The 17,013-nt window shown below is 47.3% G+C and carries 13 protein-coding genes and 1 tRNA gene; 1 reads left to right on the forward strand and 13 read right to left on the reverse strand.

Going from position 1 to position 17,013, the window contains the following annotated elements:
* From JR346_RS08080 to JR346_RS08140, 13 genes are all read right to left on the reverse strand, one after another.
* Positions 1–1,197, reverse strand: coding sequence for an O-antigen ligase (locus JR346_RS08080; protein ID WP_205482190.1), 1,197 nt, complete (start codon positions 1,195–1,197; stop codon positions 1–3).
* Complete coding sequence (locus JR346_RS08085) at positions 1,194–2,339, reverse strand: glycosyltransferase (protein WP_205482191.1); 1,146 nt, start codon at positions 2,337–2,339, stop codon at positions 1,194–1,196. Before JR346_RS08085 ends, JR346_RS08080 begins: the two co-directional genes overlap by 4 nt.
* Entirely contained in the window at positions 2,330–4,573 is a 2,244-nt protein-coding gene (locus JR346_RS08090; RefSeq protein WP_205482192.1) for an N-acetylneuraminate synthase family protein, read from the reverse strand. Before JR346_RS08090 ends, JR346_RS08085 begins: the two co-directional genes overlap by 10 nt.
* A gap of 14 nt (positions 4,574–4,587) precedes the next feature.
* On the reverse strand, positions 4,588–5,301 hold the full coding sequence (locus JR346_RS08095; RefSeq protein ID WP_205482193.1) for a cytidylyltransferase domain-containing protein: 714 nt from the start codon (positions 5,299–5,301) through the stop codon (positions 4,588–4,590).
* Positions 5,301–6,383 carry an RNA-binding protein gene (locus tag JR346_RS08100; RefSeq protein ID WP_205482194.1) on the reverse strand — a complete coding sequence of 361 codons (1,083 nt, stop codon included), beginning with the start codon at positions 6,381–6,383 and terminating at the stop codon, positions 5,301–5,303. Before JR346_RS08100 ends, JR346_RS08095 begins: the two co-directional genes overlap by 1 nt.
* Positions 6,374–7,384, reverse strand: a complete 1,011-nt coding sequence (locus tag JR346_RS08105) for a glycosyltransferase (protein WP_205482195.1) — start codon at positions 7,382–7,384, stop codon at positions 6,374–6,376. Before JR346_RS08105 ends, JR346_RS08100 begins: the two co-directional genes overlap by 10 nt.
* The gene (locus JR346_RS08110) at positions 7,381–8,292 is read right to left on the reverse strand and encodes a glycosyltransferase family 2 protein (protein ID WP_240333917.1); all 912 of its coding nucleotides are present in this window, start codon (positions 8,290–8,292) and stop codon (positions 7,381–7,383) included. The genes JR346_RS08105 and JR346_RS08110 overlap by 4 nt, the downstream gene beginning before the upstream one ends.
* Before the next feature lie 134 nt (positions 8,293–8,426).
* Positions 8,427–9,323: a glycosyltransferase family 2 protein gene (locus tag JR346_RS08115; protein WP_205482196.1), complete on the reverse strand. Its 897-nt coding sequence runs from the start codon at positions 9,321–9,323 to the stop codon at positions 8,427–8,429.
* Positions 9,320–10,510, reverse strand: a complete 1,191-nt coding sequence (locus JR346_RS08120) for a glycosyltransferase family 4 protein (RefSeq protein WP_205482197.1) — start codon at positions 10,508–10,510, stop codon at positions 9,320–9,322. Before JR346_RS08120 ends, JR346_RS08115 begins: the two co-directional genes overlap by 4 nt.
* A complete protein-coding gene (locus tag JR346_RS08125; RefSeq protein ID WP_205482198.1) occupies positions 10,510–12,300 on the reverse strand; it encodes an ABC transporter ATP-binding protein in 1,791 nt (596 codons plus the stop codon). Before JR346_RS08125 ends, JR346_RS08120 begins: the two co-directional genes overlap by 1 nt.
* A gap of 131 nt (positions 12,301–12,431) precedes the next feature.
* The gene (locus JR346_RS08130; protein WP_204877397.1) at positions 12,432–13,415 is read right to left on the reverse strand and encodes a ribose-phosphate diphosphokinase; all 984 of its coding nucleotides are present in this window, start codon (positions 13,413–13,415) and stop codon (positions 12,432–12,434) included.
* The gene (gene glmU, locus JR346_RS08135; RefSeq protein WP_255521874.1) at positions 13,415–14,890 is read right to left on the reverse strand and encodes a bifunctional UDP-N-acetylglucosamine diphosphorylase/glucosamine-1-phosphate N-acetyltransferase GlmU; all 1,476 of its coding nucleotides are present in this window, start codon (positions 14,888–14,890) and stop codon (positions 13,415–13,417) included. The genes JR346_RS08130 and glmU overlap by 1 nt, the downstream gene beginning before the upstream one ends.
* Positions 14,891–14,962: 72 nt before the next feature.
* Positions 14,963–15,034 (reverse strand) — tRNA-Gln (locus JR346_RS08140).
* Between the two features lie 148 nt (positions 15,035–15,182).
* Between JR346_RS08140 and JR346_RS08145 the strand changes: the two genes are divergently transcribed.
* Positions 15,183–17,012 carry an ABC-F family ATP-binding cassette domain-containing protein gene (locus JR346_RS08145; protein WP_205482199.1) on the forward strand — a complete coding sequence of 610 codons (1,830 nt, stop codon included), beginning with the start codon at positions 15,183–15,185 and terminating at the stop codon, positions 17,010–17,012.
* Position 17,013 lies beyond the last annotated feature (1 nt).

Consider the following 17,013-nt stretch of genomic DNA (forward strand, 5'->3'; position numbering starts at 1 on the left):
TCAGTCAACTAAAATGCTATTATTCTCTTCAGGTTTTAGAGAAACTGCAAGCATAGAAAGAGCTAACCCCATAGCGATTGCCCAAGGATAGGTCAAAATAACCTCCCCCAACCTCCAACTGCATATCGCTAGGTAGATACCGACCGACTCAGCACCCATGAACCTTCTATTGTTTATAGTTCGAACCTTTTGCTTAGATAAAAATATAATCCATAAACTTAGAAAGCATACGGCAAGAACCCATAAGATACCTCCCTCAACCATAAGAGTCCAGTAAGAGTTATGGAAGAAAAATTGCCTGTTTTCCCCTAAATCTACGGTCGCCTGCCCGAGCCCTAGACCATGCCAAGGAGCCTGTTGCACTTTCTCCCAAGCTGCTGTATCAATACGATCACGGAGCGCATCAGTGCCACTTCTATCACCAAAAAAAAAGCTATCTGCATAATTTCTTTGGAGCCATTCAAAAAACCATACGATAAATACACCAAGAAATATTTTAGGGAAAATATTAAGTTTATTTGCAAAAAAAAGCCATAGTATACCGATTAAGAATGCTGCGATACTAGTTCTTGAGCCTGTCGCCCAAAGTAGCGGCACCGAAATAATAAAGACCGCCATTTGGTAACGGGATGAACGCACAAAAAACAATAGAACTAGTGGCACAAAACCATAGTACAAACCAGATACATTCTTATCACTAATCCAACCAGTCAAATAACCTTCATAAAATTGTGGCGCTATACCTAGCTTCCATGCTATAGCGTTAAATACCAGACCGAAACTTAGTCCCACAAGATAAGATTTTATATTAATTTTCCCGTTAGCTATCATTAACATCAAAATCACTACTAAAGACATTCGAACTATTCGACGTATAGCATCTGATGGCTCTGAAAGCCCCCATTCAGTTGACACAAAGTAGAGGTAAAAAAATGAGACAAAGAATACAATTTTTATAATTTGACTTTGCAAAATGAACCGTTTTGAATTAGCGAACATCCTAATAGCTATAAGCGAAATAACAGACAGTGAGGTTACGCTTTCTCCAGCAATAAAAACTGAAAAAAATATTAGACAGAATCCACAAATAAACTCAATTATTTTTATCTCATTCGCCGTTTCGGATGCTCCATTTTTTAAAGCATCAAAGAACGAAATAAAAGTGCTCTTAGATTCTTTATAGGCTAAAGCATTCATATTTTCTCACGCTTTCCATAAACCTGAACGATTGCCTGATTCATCTGTTCTCTTGAGTAAGTAGGGGCTCCATCCAAGATCTGCGGTGATGACCACAGCTTTTCCAGCGCTCTTGCTAGAGTTCTAATCTGTTCTTGACGGTCTTTATGCGATTCTAAGGGGGCAGCCAGCTCTTCCTCGCCTACGATTTCGCGGTTTCCGCCCACGTCCGTAGCTAACACTTTCAAACCCGCGGCCTTGGCATCGAGCAACGTGTACGAGAGGTTTTCCCACATTGAGAGTTGAACGATAATATCAGCTCGTCCCATAGCTTCTAAAGGGTTGACGAAGCCGGGGAAACTTACCGCCTCAGCAATGCTAAGGTTATTTACCTGCATTTTAAGTTCAGCTTCCAGTTCACCGGCGCCCGCCACCTCTAAATGAGCTTGGGGATATTTCTGCGCTAACAGGGCGAAAGCATCTATCAAGTAATCTAGTCCCTTTTCTGGTGCCAGACGAGACAGCGAAAGCAGACGTGGAGCATTCGTATCGGAGGCTGTACGCATTTTTGCTACCGCCGTTTGGATGCCCTGCACATCGATTCCGTTGCGTACTACCTCTACTTCACGAGCACCCCACTGTTTCGCCATTTGCTCAGAGGTAGAAGCTGAGACAGAAATCTTGTGATCTGTTACCCTCAAACGCAAATTGTGCAAGGTTTTCATGGCAAGCGCACGCAACTTATTGGTATTATAGACAGCCCCACTATCAGCGATGCCGTGTTCTGTGCTTGCAAGGGCAGGCACACATAGTGCCTTATTCTTGACTCTTTTAATTTTGCGACTAGTAATAACTGCTGCGGCTACGATATCTGCATAGGCTAAATGGGCGTGAACTACCGCTGGCTTCTCAGATTCGATAGCTATATTAAGAGCGTCAAAGGATTTTTTGAAACCAGCATCAACACCGAAAGGAACCTCAGTAAGAATTCTTACACCCATTTTTTTGAGCTCGTCGGTGAGATGTCCGCTTGGAGCCAACACCACAAGTTCATAACCGGGAAGCCCGGCTGCTGCTACGTCAACAACATGCCGGGCGACCCCACCAAATTCTGGCACCGGGACAACCCATAGGGCCACCGGTGTAGAAGAATTTAGAGCCATTTTTCCAACCTATCGAGTGCGGTGAAGAAACCTTCACCGTTATTGACGTGACCCTGCCAAATCTCAGGAATGAAAGACGAGGTGGGGCTCAGCTCGCGCAGCTGCTTACCCAATGATGCCCAGTCAACATCGCCTTCGCCCACCTGAACGCCCTCACCGTCAACACCGGTGCCATCCACCAGGTGCAGGTGAATGGTGCGCGGCGCCAAGAGCTCAACAGCCTCACTCAAAGGCATCTTCAAGAAGTTAGCTGCGAGCATGGTGTGTGAGATATCCAAGCAGAGAGCAGTGTCAAAGGTATCTGCAAACTCTGCGGTGTCCTTGGGGTCCAAGAAAAGGTTATGGTACTGCTGACCGCCCATCAACCAGGGGTAAGGGGGCAAAGTCTGCGCCGCCAAACGCACGCCAGAAGTATCAAGACGCCTGAGAGCTTCACCGATACGCTCGTACTTCTCAGCACGCGCTGCAGCTGGTATGTGGGCGTCCTTAGTAAAACCGCCCATGGTGGTGACCATAATGGGATCATCATCAACAGTGAAGTAACGGGTCAGGTCACGAGTGATGTCAATAGTTCGCTGAACCTCAGCGATGGAGCGCTCCCAGATTTCCTGATCACGTGACGCCAAATCTACAAGGAAGTCCCCCGCGAAGAGGTCAGGCAGGTGGGTTGTGAATGACATATCGAGCTTGCGATCAAAGACGTCATCGATATCGATTTCAAGGTCTTTGTAGCTGAAATGAAACTCCAAGAAATCAGGCTTAGCTTCAGAAATGAGAGGCTTAAAGTCATGGTAGCGTACGGGCAGACCCCAGGGGCGATCAAATTTAAAGTCGCGACGGGTCACCAAGTCATCTTTAAGGTCACCCTCAAAGAAGAACGAACCAGCTTCAACGTCACGTGCCATAGTGCGCCCCACCAGCTGCGGTAGGTAGTTGGGCTGCAGACCGCGTCCGGGTGACTTCACCTCAACGTCTTCTGCCTGCACAACCTCACCCTTAGCAATAGTGCGAGTAGCAACCAGGGACTTAGCGAGGTTCACGCGGTTCATCAACTCGCCGGTTGAAACTTCACGAGGTGCTGCGGTACCGATAGATTCTTCGACCTCGCGAATCTGAGTCACCATAGCCTTGAATTCATCGGGTAACAGAGAAACAGTGTGGTCATTGCCCTCAAAGGTTTTATCAATGGTGAAGTGCTTTTCAATAATTTTCGCACCGCGAGCAACAGCAGCAATCGGAACATGGTAGCCGCGCTCGTGGCCTGAGTAGCCTACCAGCGACTGACCAATCTCAGCCAAACGATCCATATACGCCAAGTTCACATCTTTAAAGGGCGCAGGGTAGGTTGACTGGCACTGAAGCAGAGCGTAGGAGGCACCCGCTAAACGAATCAGATTAACAGACTCACGGATTTCCTCTTCACGGCTCATGCCGGTTGATATCAGCATCGGAAGACCACGCGACGCCATGTCACGCAGAAGCTCATGGTTAGTGAGGTCAGCAGAAGCCACCTTCAAACCCTGAACGCCGTAATCGACCAGAGCCTGCACGGAAGGGCCGTCCCAAGGAGTACACATGATATCCATATCATGCTGCTTCACATGGTCAAAGACCTCATACATCTGATCTACGTCGAAAGAGAAACGACGCAGTAGGTCAAGAGTATACTGCACGCCCAAGTCTTCACCCGCTGACTTTGAACCAGCCTGACGATAGAGCGCGTCCATGTCTCGCAACTGGAACTTCACCGCATCGGCGCCGGTTTCAACAGCCAAGTCGACCAAGCGCTTTGCCAAGTCAACGTCACCCTGGTGGTTGTTACCAATCTCAGCAATGATGAATGAAGGAGAATTTTCGGTGATAGTGTGGCGACCGATACGCAATACGTTCTGCTCATCCATAGCAATAGCAATCAGATGACCGCGCTCATCAACGAGCGGTAGCAAAGAAACACCCGTGGCAAACTCTTTTTGTAGCTCAGCGGGTTCGCTACCGAAAGCTGCTGAACGCATATTCTTATTGGCTACCTCAAGTGCTTTAGTTTCAAGAGAAGCAGTCGGATTAGCAACCAGCCAACGGCGGAAGTCACCGTCAGACAGCGCCCCCTGCAAAACACCAGACTCATTCACCAGAAAAATAATGCGCTGACCGTTGGCAGAAATCTTCTGTAGAGCAGTAAGAACAGGGTCTTCGGAAAAGACAATATAGGGGGTGGTGTTACGCTCAATAATCACGGGCGAATAATTCCTTAGTTATTGTTATCAGCATGAATCTGCTGAAGCTGGTGTTCGGCTAGAGAAAAATCGATAGGTGCGTCAATATCAACACCCTCAATTTCATCAAGCACAAAGAGTTCAATTTTACCACCAAGACGGTTATGAAGCTGCTCGTAAATCTCGGTAGTAGTGATATACATTGAGCCGTTTTCACGATATCTAAAAGTTTCGCGGGTTAGCTCCTGGCGGCGAGGACGCGCCATTACCTCGTACTGCGCGGTCGGAGGGTTGGTTGCTGCCCAAATGAAAGGACCAATGGGTATAACGCCCACCATGGAATCTGATTCTGACTCGGCAAACTGTATGATAGCCCGCTCTAAAGTACCGGGGAGTCTTACCGGGCTGGTCGCTTGCAACAACATGACCGCGTCCGGACGCTTACCCTTTTGAGTGTAAAAATCAATAGCGTGTTCAATAACCGGTTCGGTTGCTGTTACATCTTCAGCAAGATGTTCCGGTCGCATAAAAGGAACCTCTGCACCGTATTCTTTAGCGATATCAGCAAGCTCAGCATCGTCTGTTGACACAAGAACATCGACTTCGTGTACGCCCTCTAAAGCGTGTTTCGCTTCAAGAGCCTGCTCAATCGTCCACGCGACAAGAGGTTTACCTGCAATCGGTTTAAGGTTCTTCCGAGGAATACCCTTAGACCCGCCACGAACGGGAATTACACACAGTAGGCGCATCAGCTCAGTCTCTCCTTGATGTACTGCGCAATTGCTTGCGCGGGTTCTTGCGAAGGAATACCCGGTGCTGGGGTGGGTTCACTCCCCCACCTATTCATACCGTATCGGTCCCAGAACTCTTCTAACCAAGCAGGCGGGTTGGGGTGATAAACCCAAGCGGGCACACCACGAATTGCAGCCTCTAATACACCGGTAGAAAAGACTGACACCACAGGATTACTCAAATTCTTAAGAGGCTCCCGGCTTTCATCAATTTCAATACCTATTCTCGCCCACAAACGATGGGTAAGTACAGACAATTTATCTTTTTCTTGAGGGTGAGGTCGGTAACGAGCGTTATTTTCTTTGCAGAAGGTATAACCAGCTTTAGCGTAGGACGCACGCGGCAGCTCAGCCCCGTGCATCTGCCCCAGAAAAATCGGCTGCCCCGAGCTATCAGCTTTTTTCTCCCCCGTTGCCGCCTGGGCTGCATCATAAAAGAGTTGGGAACCCACTACACGGTAGTTAACGTCTGCACGGCCCGAGAGGTAAAATTTAGCGTCATCTTCGGAGAATGCTAAGAAAGTAGATTCTTTCGGCAAGGGCGGAGCATACGGAGTAATCAAACCGTGCTGAGTAACAATAAACTCTGATTGGGTCAACCTCGCAAGTCTAAAGGCAGCAGCACCGAACTTCATATAGTGACCCAGCGATAACACGCACGAGAGATCTGGCAACAGCCCCCCAAGCTCCCCCTCTGTAACGATGGTTTCTTGCCAACCATCGCCAGGTAACACATCTGAAATTCGCTCAGATGCCCACACTGCGACATCAGAGTCTAAGTGTTTCAACGGTTTGATTAATGAACTTATAGACGTTGGAGAAGCAGAATCCAGAACTGAGAGCACCCTAGTGCTATGGTTGGGGTGAGAGTAGAGAAAACCGACAACAGGTTCAGGCTCCTCCGGTGATTCGCCATGCCCCAGCAAACCGGTAACTGCTATAGGAACATTCAAAAGTGCAGTCTTGACTTTACGAATACCGTCAGCCTGCTGCTGCCATTCACGCCACGCAGATAAATCTTCCGGAAACTTTAGGCCCACAATTGATCAACCCCCTGTGCTCTGTGGAAGAAAGTATGCTCAGCCACGCTACGCTTATAACCGGCTTCTCTAATTTTTTCGCTCCACTGAGGGTCTCGAACAAGCCTCTGACTTAACTCAATCAACTCATCAAGACTTTGATAAATCAGAACTTCTTCTCCAGGCTCATAAAACTCGGCAACATCAAGGCGGTCAATGAGCTGAATGCCCTGCATACCCGGAACCTCAAAAGTGCGCATGGCTAAACCAGCCTGCAGACCGTGGATGTTGAGGGCACCGGCTGCACCGGCTTGAACTTTGTACGCTTCTGATAGAGGAATATCTCGCTCGGCAGGGATATTAGGACGCTTAATCTCCCAAGTTCGCAGTCTGTCAAATGGGTGATGAGACCATTGACGTCCATAGGCACGAACTGGGATCCCAGCCTCAGCCAGAGCCAGCACTAATTCTTCTCGGTTTTCATAGCGTGATCCCACGAACACAATCTCATTAGTGCGTTCAACTGGAAAATCCGTTAATTTCGGATTATAAGCATTTGGCACAAAGTGAGAATTAATATTTCTCGTAGAAAAAACCTCTGCCTCAGTTCTTGCGTAGCTAAGCACAGTTGGAACATGACTCAAAAATTCATGAGTGTAACGATGCCTACTAAAATCGTCATACAGCCATAGCATATAGGGAATTTTAGATTCGTTTACGGCTTCCCAGAATGAATCGCCTAAAGTATCAGCCTTAATAACTATAAGCTTATCAGGATTCACACTATGAAAAGTTTCAATCGCCTTTGACGTTGCGTCTTTCTCTGCTATTTTTTTGCCGTCAAATCCCAGCTTACCGGGGAGTTCATAAAAAACCTTATTGCGGAACTTTTCTTGGAATCTATCGAATGCATCATAGCGGTACACTGTGGTGTCGTACCCAACCTGATTGAAGCCGTCCGCAATCGAGTAGCAATAGCCGTGGAAAGATGGACTAATAATTAGCAGCTTTTCTTTTTTCACGCGTTACGCACTCCTTCCATAATTATTCCGATTTCCTGGTCTTTAATCGCTCCAGGGGATACTACATTGTTCCGCATGCTCCTCATGACGTTAAAAATATAATTACAATAAGTGACAATCTTTAGAGAAAACTCTAAGTTATGTAGCTTATCCCATTTTTTTGCGTATTTGAATCTAGAGTTTACCACCCATTGTCGACGCTGTATACTATTACCGCTGGAAGCTCCACCAGCATGCTTCACTACTAAATCACCAGAAAAAACCCTTTGAATGCCCGCTCGCTTTAATCGTAATTGGAGATCGACTTCCTCGCTATTCATAAAGTAACGCTCATCCATGCCCCCAATTTTTCGATAAGTATCGACCTGCATAATCATGCAAGCCCCCATCAACCAGTCAGTAACGACAGTTGCACCGGTAACGCACCTTAGATCATGACCAACCATTCTATGCCAAAAATTAGTGTGTTTAAACCGTGCCAATGGTGTTAGCCATTCCCAAGCAATGTGGAAGGTGGTAGGAAACCTACGACCTACATACTGGCTTTTCCCATCATGACCGATAATCTCAGGGGCAAGGAGTACATCCCCCAAGCTCTCAGCTTTTTTTAGAGCTTCCTCGATAAAATTATCCTGCACGGATAAATCAGAGTTAAGAATGAACAACCATTTACCTTGAGCAATATCAACCCCCGAGTTGACATTAGCACCAAATCCACCATTTTCATCACGATAGACTACAGTCACACCAGAGTTCTCGGGAAACCGAGTAGGCGAACAGTCATCAGCCACAATTATTTCAATATCACTATAAACAGTCTGGTCTTTTAACTGCTTTATCAAAGAAATTGTATCTGATGGATCCCCATAGAAAGGAATCACCACTGAAGCTACAGGACCATTATTCACTCTTACTCCCTAGTAAATTATTCATATATTGACAATCAAATTTTATAGACTCCATCAAAAAATAATTTAAAAATGCATCACTTAAAAACCTAAATGTACTGAAAATAAAAATAAATATTAATACTATTCAATTTCTAGAGTTTGAAAATTTCACGAGCTGGCAGCTTATTCAACAGGCAATATATTAATGCCCCGTAGAGCCTGCCACTCGTCCAGGCAAGACCCTCAAGCTCTATTTTTAATTTCTCCGAATCACTCATATTCTTAAAAAATGAGATTATAGACCAGACTTGTTTACGTACTAACATTTTAAATCCGGGGACGGTTTCCCCAAGCTCTGATCTAAAATTGCAGGCTAACTGAACTGAGGTACGCCCGTAATTAAATTTTTGTTTGAACGCTGAAACATGACTATCTCGCTGTCGATATAAAATTACAGGCTCAGGGAACCATTCAAACTGCGCTCCTTTGGCATAAAGTCGAAGGGCGAAATCAACCTCATCATGCCCTCCTTGATATGACTCATCAAACCCGCCAACTTTTTCAAACCAGCTTTTTTTAAATCCCATTGCAGCGCCCAACGCGTAGGGTTTATTATGAGGAGTATGTGGAGCAAAAGTCACACTAGCCCCAGGACTGTAAGAATTCCTACTTGCATTATAGGTGTAGTACACATAGCCAGCCCCAGCAAAATCAGCTACTTCAAGAATACGTACAAACTGGTTGACAGCCGCAGGTAAGAGCAAATCATCAGCATCAAAGATAAAAATATTGTCTGTTCCTGCGGCACAAACTCCAGTATTACGAGCATAATTTACCCCTGACCGTTCGAGGGCATCTACTCGTTTTATATAGGAGTAAGTTATTGCAAAGCCATCAATAATAGATGGTGTTGAGTCCGTACTTCGGTTATTCACGACCAGAACCTCCGACTCCTTTGGCAACTCTAACTGAGTCACTCTTTCAAGCTGCTCAGCGAGAAAGTTTTCAGCGTTATACGCAGGAATAACAATTGTTACTGGATAATTCATGATCCATAAACTTTCCGTACCCGTTCCCTATAAGCCTCAACACCATAAATTTTTGAGATTTGGGGAACATTCGTCTGAGCCTTAGTGGCATACATATCAATACTCTCTATTACCTGAATGATAGATCTTGCATATGCTGATGGAGACTCCGCAATTTGCGCTGCCCACCTTGTATCAACAATCCCCTCAATTCCAGCGTAGGTTGAGATAACTGGCACTCCAGCCAATAGAGCATCAACAGTTTTGAACTTGACTCCAGCACCTAATTTGAGGGGGACGAGCGAGGCCCATATCCCCTGATACGCATCAGCGATCTGGTCGACGACTCCCATATATGTAACCCTGCTATCCAAAGATTCAACAAGTTTTTCCGGGGCAGGGCCTACCAACCGGAGCGACACTTCCGGATGCGCTGACCAGACTTGGGGCATTACCTCATCGACCAGCCAACGCAGGGCATTCTCATTTTCCCAACGATACATAGACCCCATGAAGAGAAATGTAGGCTTTTTAGTTCGATTCAGCGTCTGAATTTTACCAAAAAACTCATCATAAATGGGCGGAGTAACTACAGCTACCTTGTTAGGGAATTTTCTCTGAGCAGACAATAAGCTTTTGTCTTTTGAGGAAAGCACAACGACCTCATCCAAAAATCGAAACATATGTTTCTCAAGAATTTTGGAAGAATAGGACTGCAATTTCCAGATGAAAGATTTTATTACATTTTCCTCTGCCATAGCCCGGCGTCCGAGCCTTTGTGAATTAACGTCATGCAGGGTCCCAACGAACTTAGCTTTGGGATTAAACAGTCGAAAACCAGGAGCGAGCAGAGCCATAGAAGCCCACTGCAAATCAACTATATCGGCTTCCTTGATTTTTTGGAGAGCTATAGGGCAGGATAAAACATCCATGAGAAATGAGACCCGGGGTGCCCACGATGAAAAGGGAGATAAAATAGAGTCAAGCGAGTCTACGAGCTTACTTCTCCTGGATTTACGACGCTCAACAATAATTGAATCAAAGGAGCTCTCTTTATTAACGTTGCTGTTTGCATCTTCAGCGATAATAAAAACAGAATTTTTGAGTTCAGTTAAAGAATCTGCAAGATTAAAAACAAGCTTTTCCCCCGCGTTGGCGGGGTTCACTTCTGGAAGAATTGGACTAAGAATAACAATTTTTCTCTTCATTATATTTTGCCCAGCCGCACCAGCTCTGAGAACTCTGGAATTTTCTTTTCAAGCTCTTGGAAGTTTCCTTGTCCCAATAATCTTCCACCTCGGAGATAATATATATTATCTGCATTCTTGATGGTCGATAGCCTATGCGCCACAATAATTGTTGTTTGTTGACCCTTTAGGTTATCAACTGTTTTAGTTATCTTATACTCTGTTTTATTATCTAAAGCAGAAGTTGCTTCATCCATTACTAGAACTTTAGGACTGCGATAAAGCGCCCGTGCAATACCAACCCGTTGTTTTTGCCCGCCTGAGAGTCTATTACCTTCTTGACCAAGATTTTCGTATATCCCATTTGGCAGGGAATCTACAAGCTCTTCAAGTTCTGTCGCCCTAACAGCCTCAAGAACCTTAGAGTCATTAATATCAGAAGATTCAAGACCAAAAGCAATATTTTTCCTCAAGTCGCCTGGTATCATCACTACATTCTGAGGAACCACTCCCAGCTGATCTTGCCATGCACGAATATCAGATTTTATATCCTTTTCTCCTGCAGTAACTTTGCCTTCGTCCGGTTCCATCAGCCCCAGAACGATATCAACCAATGTTGATTTTCCAGAACCACTTGGTCCCACAAACGCCACAGTAGAACCGTAGGGAATATGTAATGAGATATCATCTAGAACTTTTTTCTGACCACTTCCGTAACTAAAGGAAACATTATATAGGTTTATATCGCCCTTAAAATCTGTTCCTTTAGAAAAGTTTTTGTTCGTCGATTCGTGAGTAATAACCTGATTAACCTCTGAATCCAAAATATGTAAACCAGAGCGACCTGCTCTCACGAGATTAGCCGATGCAATAGCTCCATTAACGCTAGGCAACATTCGGATGGCCGCCACAGTGAACACGCCCATAATTGAAACTGCTTGCGCTGAGGGGTAGAGATTGAACAAAATCAGGGAGAGGGAGACAACGCCAAGTATAAATATAATCTCTGTTAAATACTTCGGAAGCTCAGAGTAGAAGCTATTTCTTCGATTAACGCTTGCTCTTTTTTCTGCGCCCAGCCTATATTTACCAATGAAGTTATCCGATACATCAAAAAGACGCATTTCACGAAAAGCCTGAAAAGCTGGAATAGATGCATACCAAGCGATACGTTCAGCTTCAACAACGTCTGCGCTTATCTGGTTCAGTCTTCTGCGCAAGATAATAGGGATTATGACACCAGCACCTCCAAAAAGAAAAAGTGCTACAGTAGCGGCGACAGGTGAAACATAAAAAATAACAAGCAATAATAGAAAAGCGGTGAGTGAGCTCGAAAAGAAACTTATGCTACCTAAGATTACTTGACCATATGACTGTGAAATAGCAGCAGCAAGGTTGGCATGTAAATCGGGAACCTGTTTTTGCCGATGCTTCTTATACGGAGCGTATATATACCCTTTAAAAAGATTAACTCGTGCGGTTTTTTCTAGCTGATTTACAAAACCAAGCTGCCACCACCTGAAAGTGATAGATACGATACTTTTTAAAACAAATGATACTGCAACCATACCTCCCATGATTGCAATCAAGGTTTGCCGGTTAGAAGTATTAAAGAAACTAGCTATGATACCTATAACGCCATTGCCTTCTCGAATCTCAGCACCAGAAACCAGTAGTAATAAAGGATAACTGGCACCCACGCCCAGCATTTCTATGAGAGATACGAAAGCAGCCCCAAATATCGCAAATAAAAATTTTCCACGATAAGGATAATCGATGAGCTTTAATACATTTTTGATCTGCTTAAGCATTACTTGATTATTTCTCTTCCGTCTTTTACTATTGAGGGCGCTACTGCGGTATGCATATAAAATTTTGGCGCTTGAGGATAATATTCTACTCCTGCAAGTACCAAAATTTATTCTATTCGATATACAAGTTTTTAGTTAGCTCGCCCATCAAAGAGGCTGGTCACTGAACCTTCGTCGAAGACTTCCTTGATAGCGCGTGCAATTAGGGGTGCGATGGAGAGAACGGTGAGGTTCTCGAACTTCTGGTCTTCGCGCAGGGGCAAGGTGTTAGTAACTACGACCTCGCTGGCACCGCAGTTGCCCAGACGCTCGGCAGCAGGAGCTGAAAATACCGCGTGGGTCGCAGCGATAATCACGTCTTTAGCACCCCGTTCCTTCAGCACGTTCACAGCGCCGGAGATGGTGCCACCTGTGTCAATCATATCGTCAATCAGAACGCAGACACGTCCTTCAACATCGCCCACCACGGTCTTAGAAACAGCTTGGTTGGGAACGTTCACGTCGCGAGTCTTGTGAACGAACGCTAGAGGTGCACCGCCCAGAAGCTCAGCCCACTGCTCAGCCACACGCACGCGACCGGTATCAGGTGACACAACGGTCACGTTATCGGTATCGACCTTCGACGCGATGTGATCAGCCAAAAGAGGAATAGCCATCAGGTGGTCGACAGGACCGTCGAAGAACCCCTGAATCTGCGCTGTATGCAAATCAACGCTCATGAGGCGGTCAGCACCAGCAGTCTTGTACAGATCAGCAATCAGACGAGCCGAGATAGGCTCGCGACCCTTGTGCTTCTTGTCCTGACGCGCGTAGGGGTAGAACGGCGAAACAACGGTGATTGAACGAGCCGACGCGCGCTTGAGCGAGTCAGTCATAAGCAGCTGTTCCATAATTGCGTCATTAATGGGCGCGGAGTGGGACTGAATGACGAAGGCATCTTTGCCTCGCGTTGACTCTTCAAAGCGAACGTAGTTCTCGCCATTAGCGAAAGTGTAAGCGGACGAAGGTAGAACTTCGTTGCCGAGTTCCGCGGCAATCTGCTCGGCGAGTTCGGGGTGGGCGCGACCCGAAAGTAGCACCATCTTCTTTTCGCCGGGATTCGTAATCTCAGTCATTACTGGTTATCGCTTTCATCTGATGAAGGTGACTGGTCCTGAGCTGCAAGAGCTGCCTCAGCGGCTTGGGTGCCAGCACGTTTTTCAATAACCCAGCGCTCAATGTTGCGCTGAGGAGCTTCATTAATTGCAAGCGCGCCTGCAGGCACGTCTTTGCGGATCACAGTACCGGCACCAGAGTAGGCACCGTCACCGATGGTCACGGGGGCAACGTACATGTTGTCTGATCCCATACGCACGTTATTGCCAACCGTCGAGCGGTGCTTATTCACACCATCATAGTTCACGAAAACTGAGGCTGCACCAATATTGGAGTTTTCACCAATGGTGACGTCGCCAGCGTATGAGAGGTGGGGAAGTTTAGAACCGGCACCGATTTCAGCGTTCTTGGTCTCAACAAAGGTACCGATTTTGCCCTTGGTGCCCAGCTTAGTACCAGGGCGCAGGTAGGCAAAGGGACCTACGGTGGCGTTATCAGCAATTTCAGAGTCGGTGCCCTCAGTGCGAGAAATCTTTACGTTTTCGCCAACCGTGACGTTCTTAAGGGTGGTGTCAGGGCCAATAACAGAACCGGTACCAATGTGGGTGTTGCCCTGCAGGTGAGTGCCGGGAAGAATGGTGACATCGTTCTCGATGGTCACGGTCACGTCAATCCAAGTGCTCTCAGGATCAACGATAGTCACGCCGCCAACCATATGCGAAACGGCAACGCGGTCGTTGAGCTTGCGTCCCAGCTGGGCAAGCTGCACGCGGTCATTAGCGCCTTCAACTTCCCAACGATCTTCAATATCAAGAGCCGAGGTGCGGAAGCCGTCTTCGCGGGCAATTGCTAGTACATCGGTAATGTACTTTTCGCCCTGAGCATTGTCGGTAGTAACGCGGGTGAGCGAATCGCGCAGAACTTTAGCATCAAAAGCGTAAATGCCTGAGTTGATCTCGGTAATCGCCAGCTGTTCCTCAGTAGCGTCTTTGGCTTCAACGATTGCAGTTACCTCGCCAGCCTCGTTGCGAACAATACGACCGTATGAACCGGGCTGGTCAATGTGAGTTGTCAAAACAGTGACCGCGTTCTTGCCCTCTTCGTGGAAAGCGATTAGCTTACGCAAAGTTTCAGTCTTCAGCAGGGGCACGTCACCGTAAGTCACAACGACGGTTCCCTCAATGTCTGAGCCCAAGGCATCCAGACCCAGTAAACCAACTTCAACGGCGCGTCCGGTACCGGGGATTTCATCCTGATCAACGATGGTAACGTCCGCATCGAAAGCAGTTACGTGCGCAGCAACCTTGTCGCGCTGATGGCGAACTACCACAGCTAAGCTCTTAGGCTCCAGTTCGCGAGCAACAGCCACCGCGTGCTCGACCATGGAACGCCCACCAATAGGGTGCATCACCTTGGGGGTTGAAGATTTCATGCGAGTTCCAGCTCCAGCAGCTAGAACAATAACAGCGGATGGAACAGTTGCTGTGATACTCACAGATAGAACTCCTCGTTCTAAAGGGAAACTCCCCTACCCCGAAAAATATCGGAGAAAGTAAGGGGTTGAACGCTCCGCCACAAGGACTCGAACCTTGAATAACGGCTCCAAAGGCCGCTGTGTTGCCAATTACACTATGGCGGAATGTTACCGACCAATATCATCTTCTGATCGTGAACACCGAACAATCCTATCAAAGACTTCTACATTTACGGCAATCTTGAGGCGCAGTGTCTAGCAACTTTGCCCACACCTAGCAAACGGCTACCTAAGAACCTAGTACCCTTGAAGAGTGGCACATTTACTTGGCGGCGAAGCGCTGCACCTAGAATTTCCTACCCGTACTGTCTTTGAGGGCATCACCGTGGGTGTCAATGAAGGCAACCGCATCGGCATCGTTGGTCGTAACGGTGACGGCAAGTCTACCCTCCTTAAACTTTTGGGCGGACGCCTCGCCCCAGATTCCGGCAAGGTGACTGTACGCGGCGGCACCCGCATTGGTTTTCTTGACCAGTCTGATATTCTCGACAACAGCCATACCGTAGGTTCTGCCATTGTGGGCGATACCCCCGAATACGAGTGGGCTTCGAACCCGCTGATTCGTGATGTTATTTCTGGTCTGGTTTCTGACCTTGACTGGAACGCTTCCGTCGTTTCCCTCTCAGGTGGTCAGCGTCGTCGTGTAGCACTGGCGTCCCTGCTTGCCGGTGACTGGGATGTACTGATGCTTGATGAGCCAACCAACCACCTCGACGTTGAGGCAATTACCTGGTTAGCGCAGCACCTGAAAAACCGCTGGAACAAGAACGCTGGTGGTCTGCTGACGGTTACTCACGACCGCTGGTTTCTCGATGAAATTTGTACTGATACGTGGGAGGTCCACGACGGCATTGTAGAACCTTTTGAAGGCGGTTATGCTGCCTATATTCTGCAGCGCGTAGAACGCGACCGCCAGGCAGCAGCTTCAGAAGCAAAACGCCAGAACCTTATGCGCAAAGAACTGGCGTGGCTACGCCGCGGTGCTCCCGCCCGCACGTCCAAACCCAAGTTCCGTATTGATGCCGCTAATGAGCTCATCTCAGACGTCCCCCCGGTGCGTAATAAGGTCGAGCTGTCACAGATGGCAGTATCTCGACTGGGCAAGGATGTTGTCGATATCGAGAACGTTGATGTTTCTTTTGAGGACCCCACCCAGCCTGGCGGCACCCGTAATGTGCTGAAGAAAGTTACCTGGCGCATTGCTCCCGGTGAACGCACCGGAATTATGGGTGTCAACGGCGCGGGTAAGTCTACTCTACTAGGTCTCGTCACGAAAGCAGTTACCCCATCAAGCGGACGCGTCAAGCACGGCAAAACAGTTGTTGTTGCTACCTTAACTCAGCAGTTAGATGAGCTTAAGGAGGTAGAGAACGACCGCGTTTCAGACGTTATTGGACGAAAGAAAACCTCGTATGTAGCTGGTGGTAAGGAGATGACTCCCGTGCAGCTCCTTGAGCGTCTAGGGTTTACCTCTGCCCAGCTTTCCACCCCCGTGAAGGATCTCTCGGGCGGTCAGAAGCGCCGTTTGCAGCTTCTGCTGATTCTTCTGGATGAGCCCAACGTTTTGATTCTCGATGAGCCTTCCAACGATCTTGATACAGATATGTTGGCAGCTATGGAGGATTTACTCGACACTTGGCCCGGCACCCTGCTGGTTGTCTCCCACGACCGCTACCTCATGGAACGCGTTACTGACCAGCAGTACGCCCTGATTGACGGTACGTTCAGACATCTGCCCGGTGGTGTGGATCAATACCTTGAGCTTTCCTCCACTGGTTCAGCAGGACGCGGCGCCGGAGTTATTGGCTCAGCATCCCCCCTTGAGAAGTCAGTCAACAGCTCTGATGAGCCTAAAGCATCCGGTGCGGAGGTACGTGCCGCCCAAAAAGAAATCAACCAGATTGACCGCAAACTGACTAAGCTGGCTAATGAGAAAGAAAAGCTGCATCTGAAAATGGCTGAACATGACCAGTCGGACTACGCCGGTCTCGCTGAGCTCAGTTCTTCTATCCAAGCAATCGACAATCAGGTCGAAGAACTGGAAATACGATGGATGGAAATCTCGGAGATTATAGAGAGGTAAG

The sequence above is a fragment of the Rothia sp. ZJ932 genome (assembly GCF_016924835.1).
In the GTDB taxonomy this organism is placed as follows: Bacteria; Actinomycetota; Actinomycetes; order Actinomycetales; family Micrococcaceae; genus Rothia.

What these genes read in the sequence shown, in the direction of transcription:
- JR346_RS08085 (WP_205482191.1), bottom strand. Translation starts at nt 2,339, where the DNA reads ATGGCTCTAAATTCTTCTACACCGGTGGCCCTATGGGTTGTCCCGGTG.
- JR346_RS08115 (WP_205482196.1), bottom strand. Translation starts at nt 9,323, where the DNA reads ATGAATTATCCAGTAACAATTGTTATTCCTGCGTATAACGCTGAAAAC.
- JR346_RS08120 (WP_205482197.1), bottom strand. Translation starts at nt 10,510, where the DNA reads ATGAAGAGAAAAATTGTTATTCTTAGTCCAATTCTTCCAGAAGTGAAC.
- JR346_RS08095 (WP_205482193.1), bottom strand. Translation starts at nt 5,301, where the DNA reads ATGCGCCTACTGTGTGTAATTCCCGTTCGTGGCGGGTCTAAGGGTATT.
- JR346_RS08130 (WP_204877397.1), bottom strand. Translation starts at nt 13,415, where the DNA reads ATGACTGAGATTACGAATCCCGGCGAAAAGAAGATGGTGCTACTTTCG.
- JR346_RS08080 (WP_205482190.1), bottom strand. Translation starts at nt 1,197, where the DNA reads ATGAATGCTTTAGCCTATAAAGAATCTAAGAGCACTTTTATTTCGTTC.
- JR346_RS08125 (WP_205482198.1), bottom strand. Translation starts at nt 12,300, where the DNA reads ATGCTTAAGCAGATCAAAAATGTATTAAAGCTCATCGATTATCCTTAT.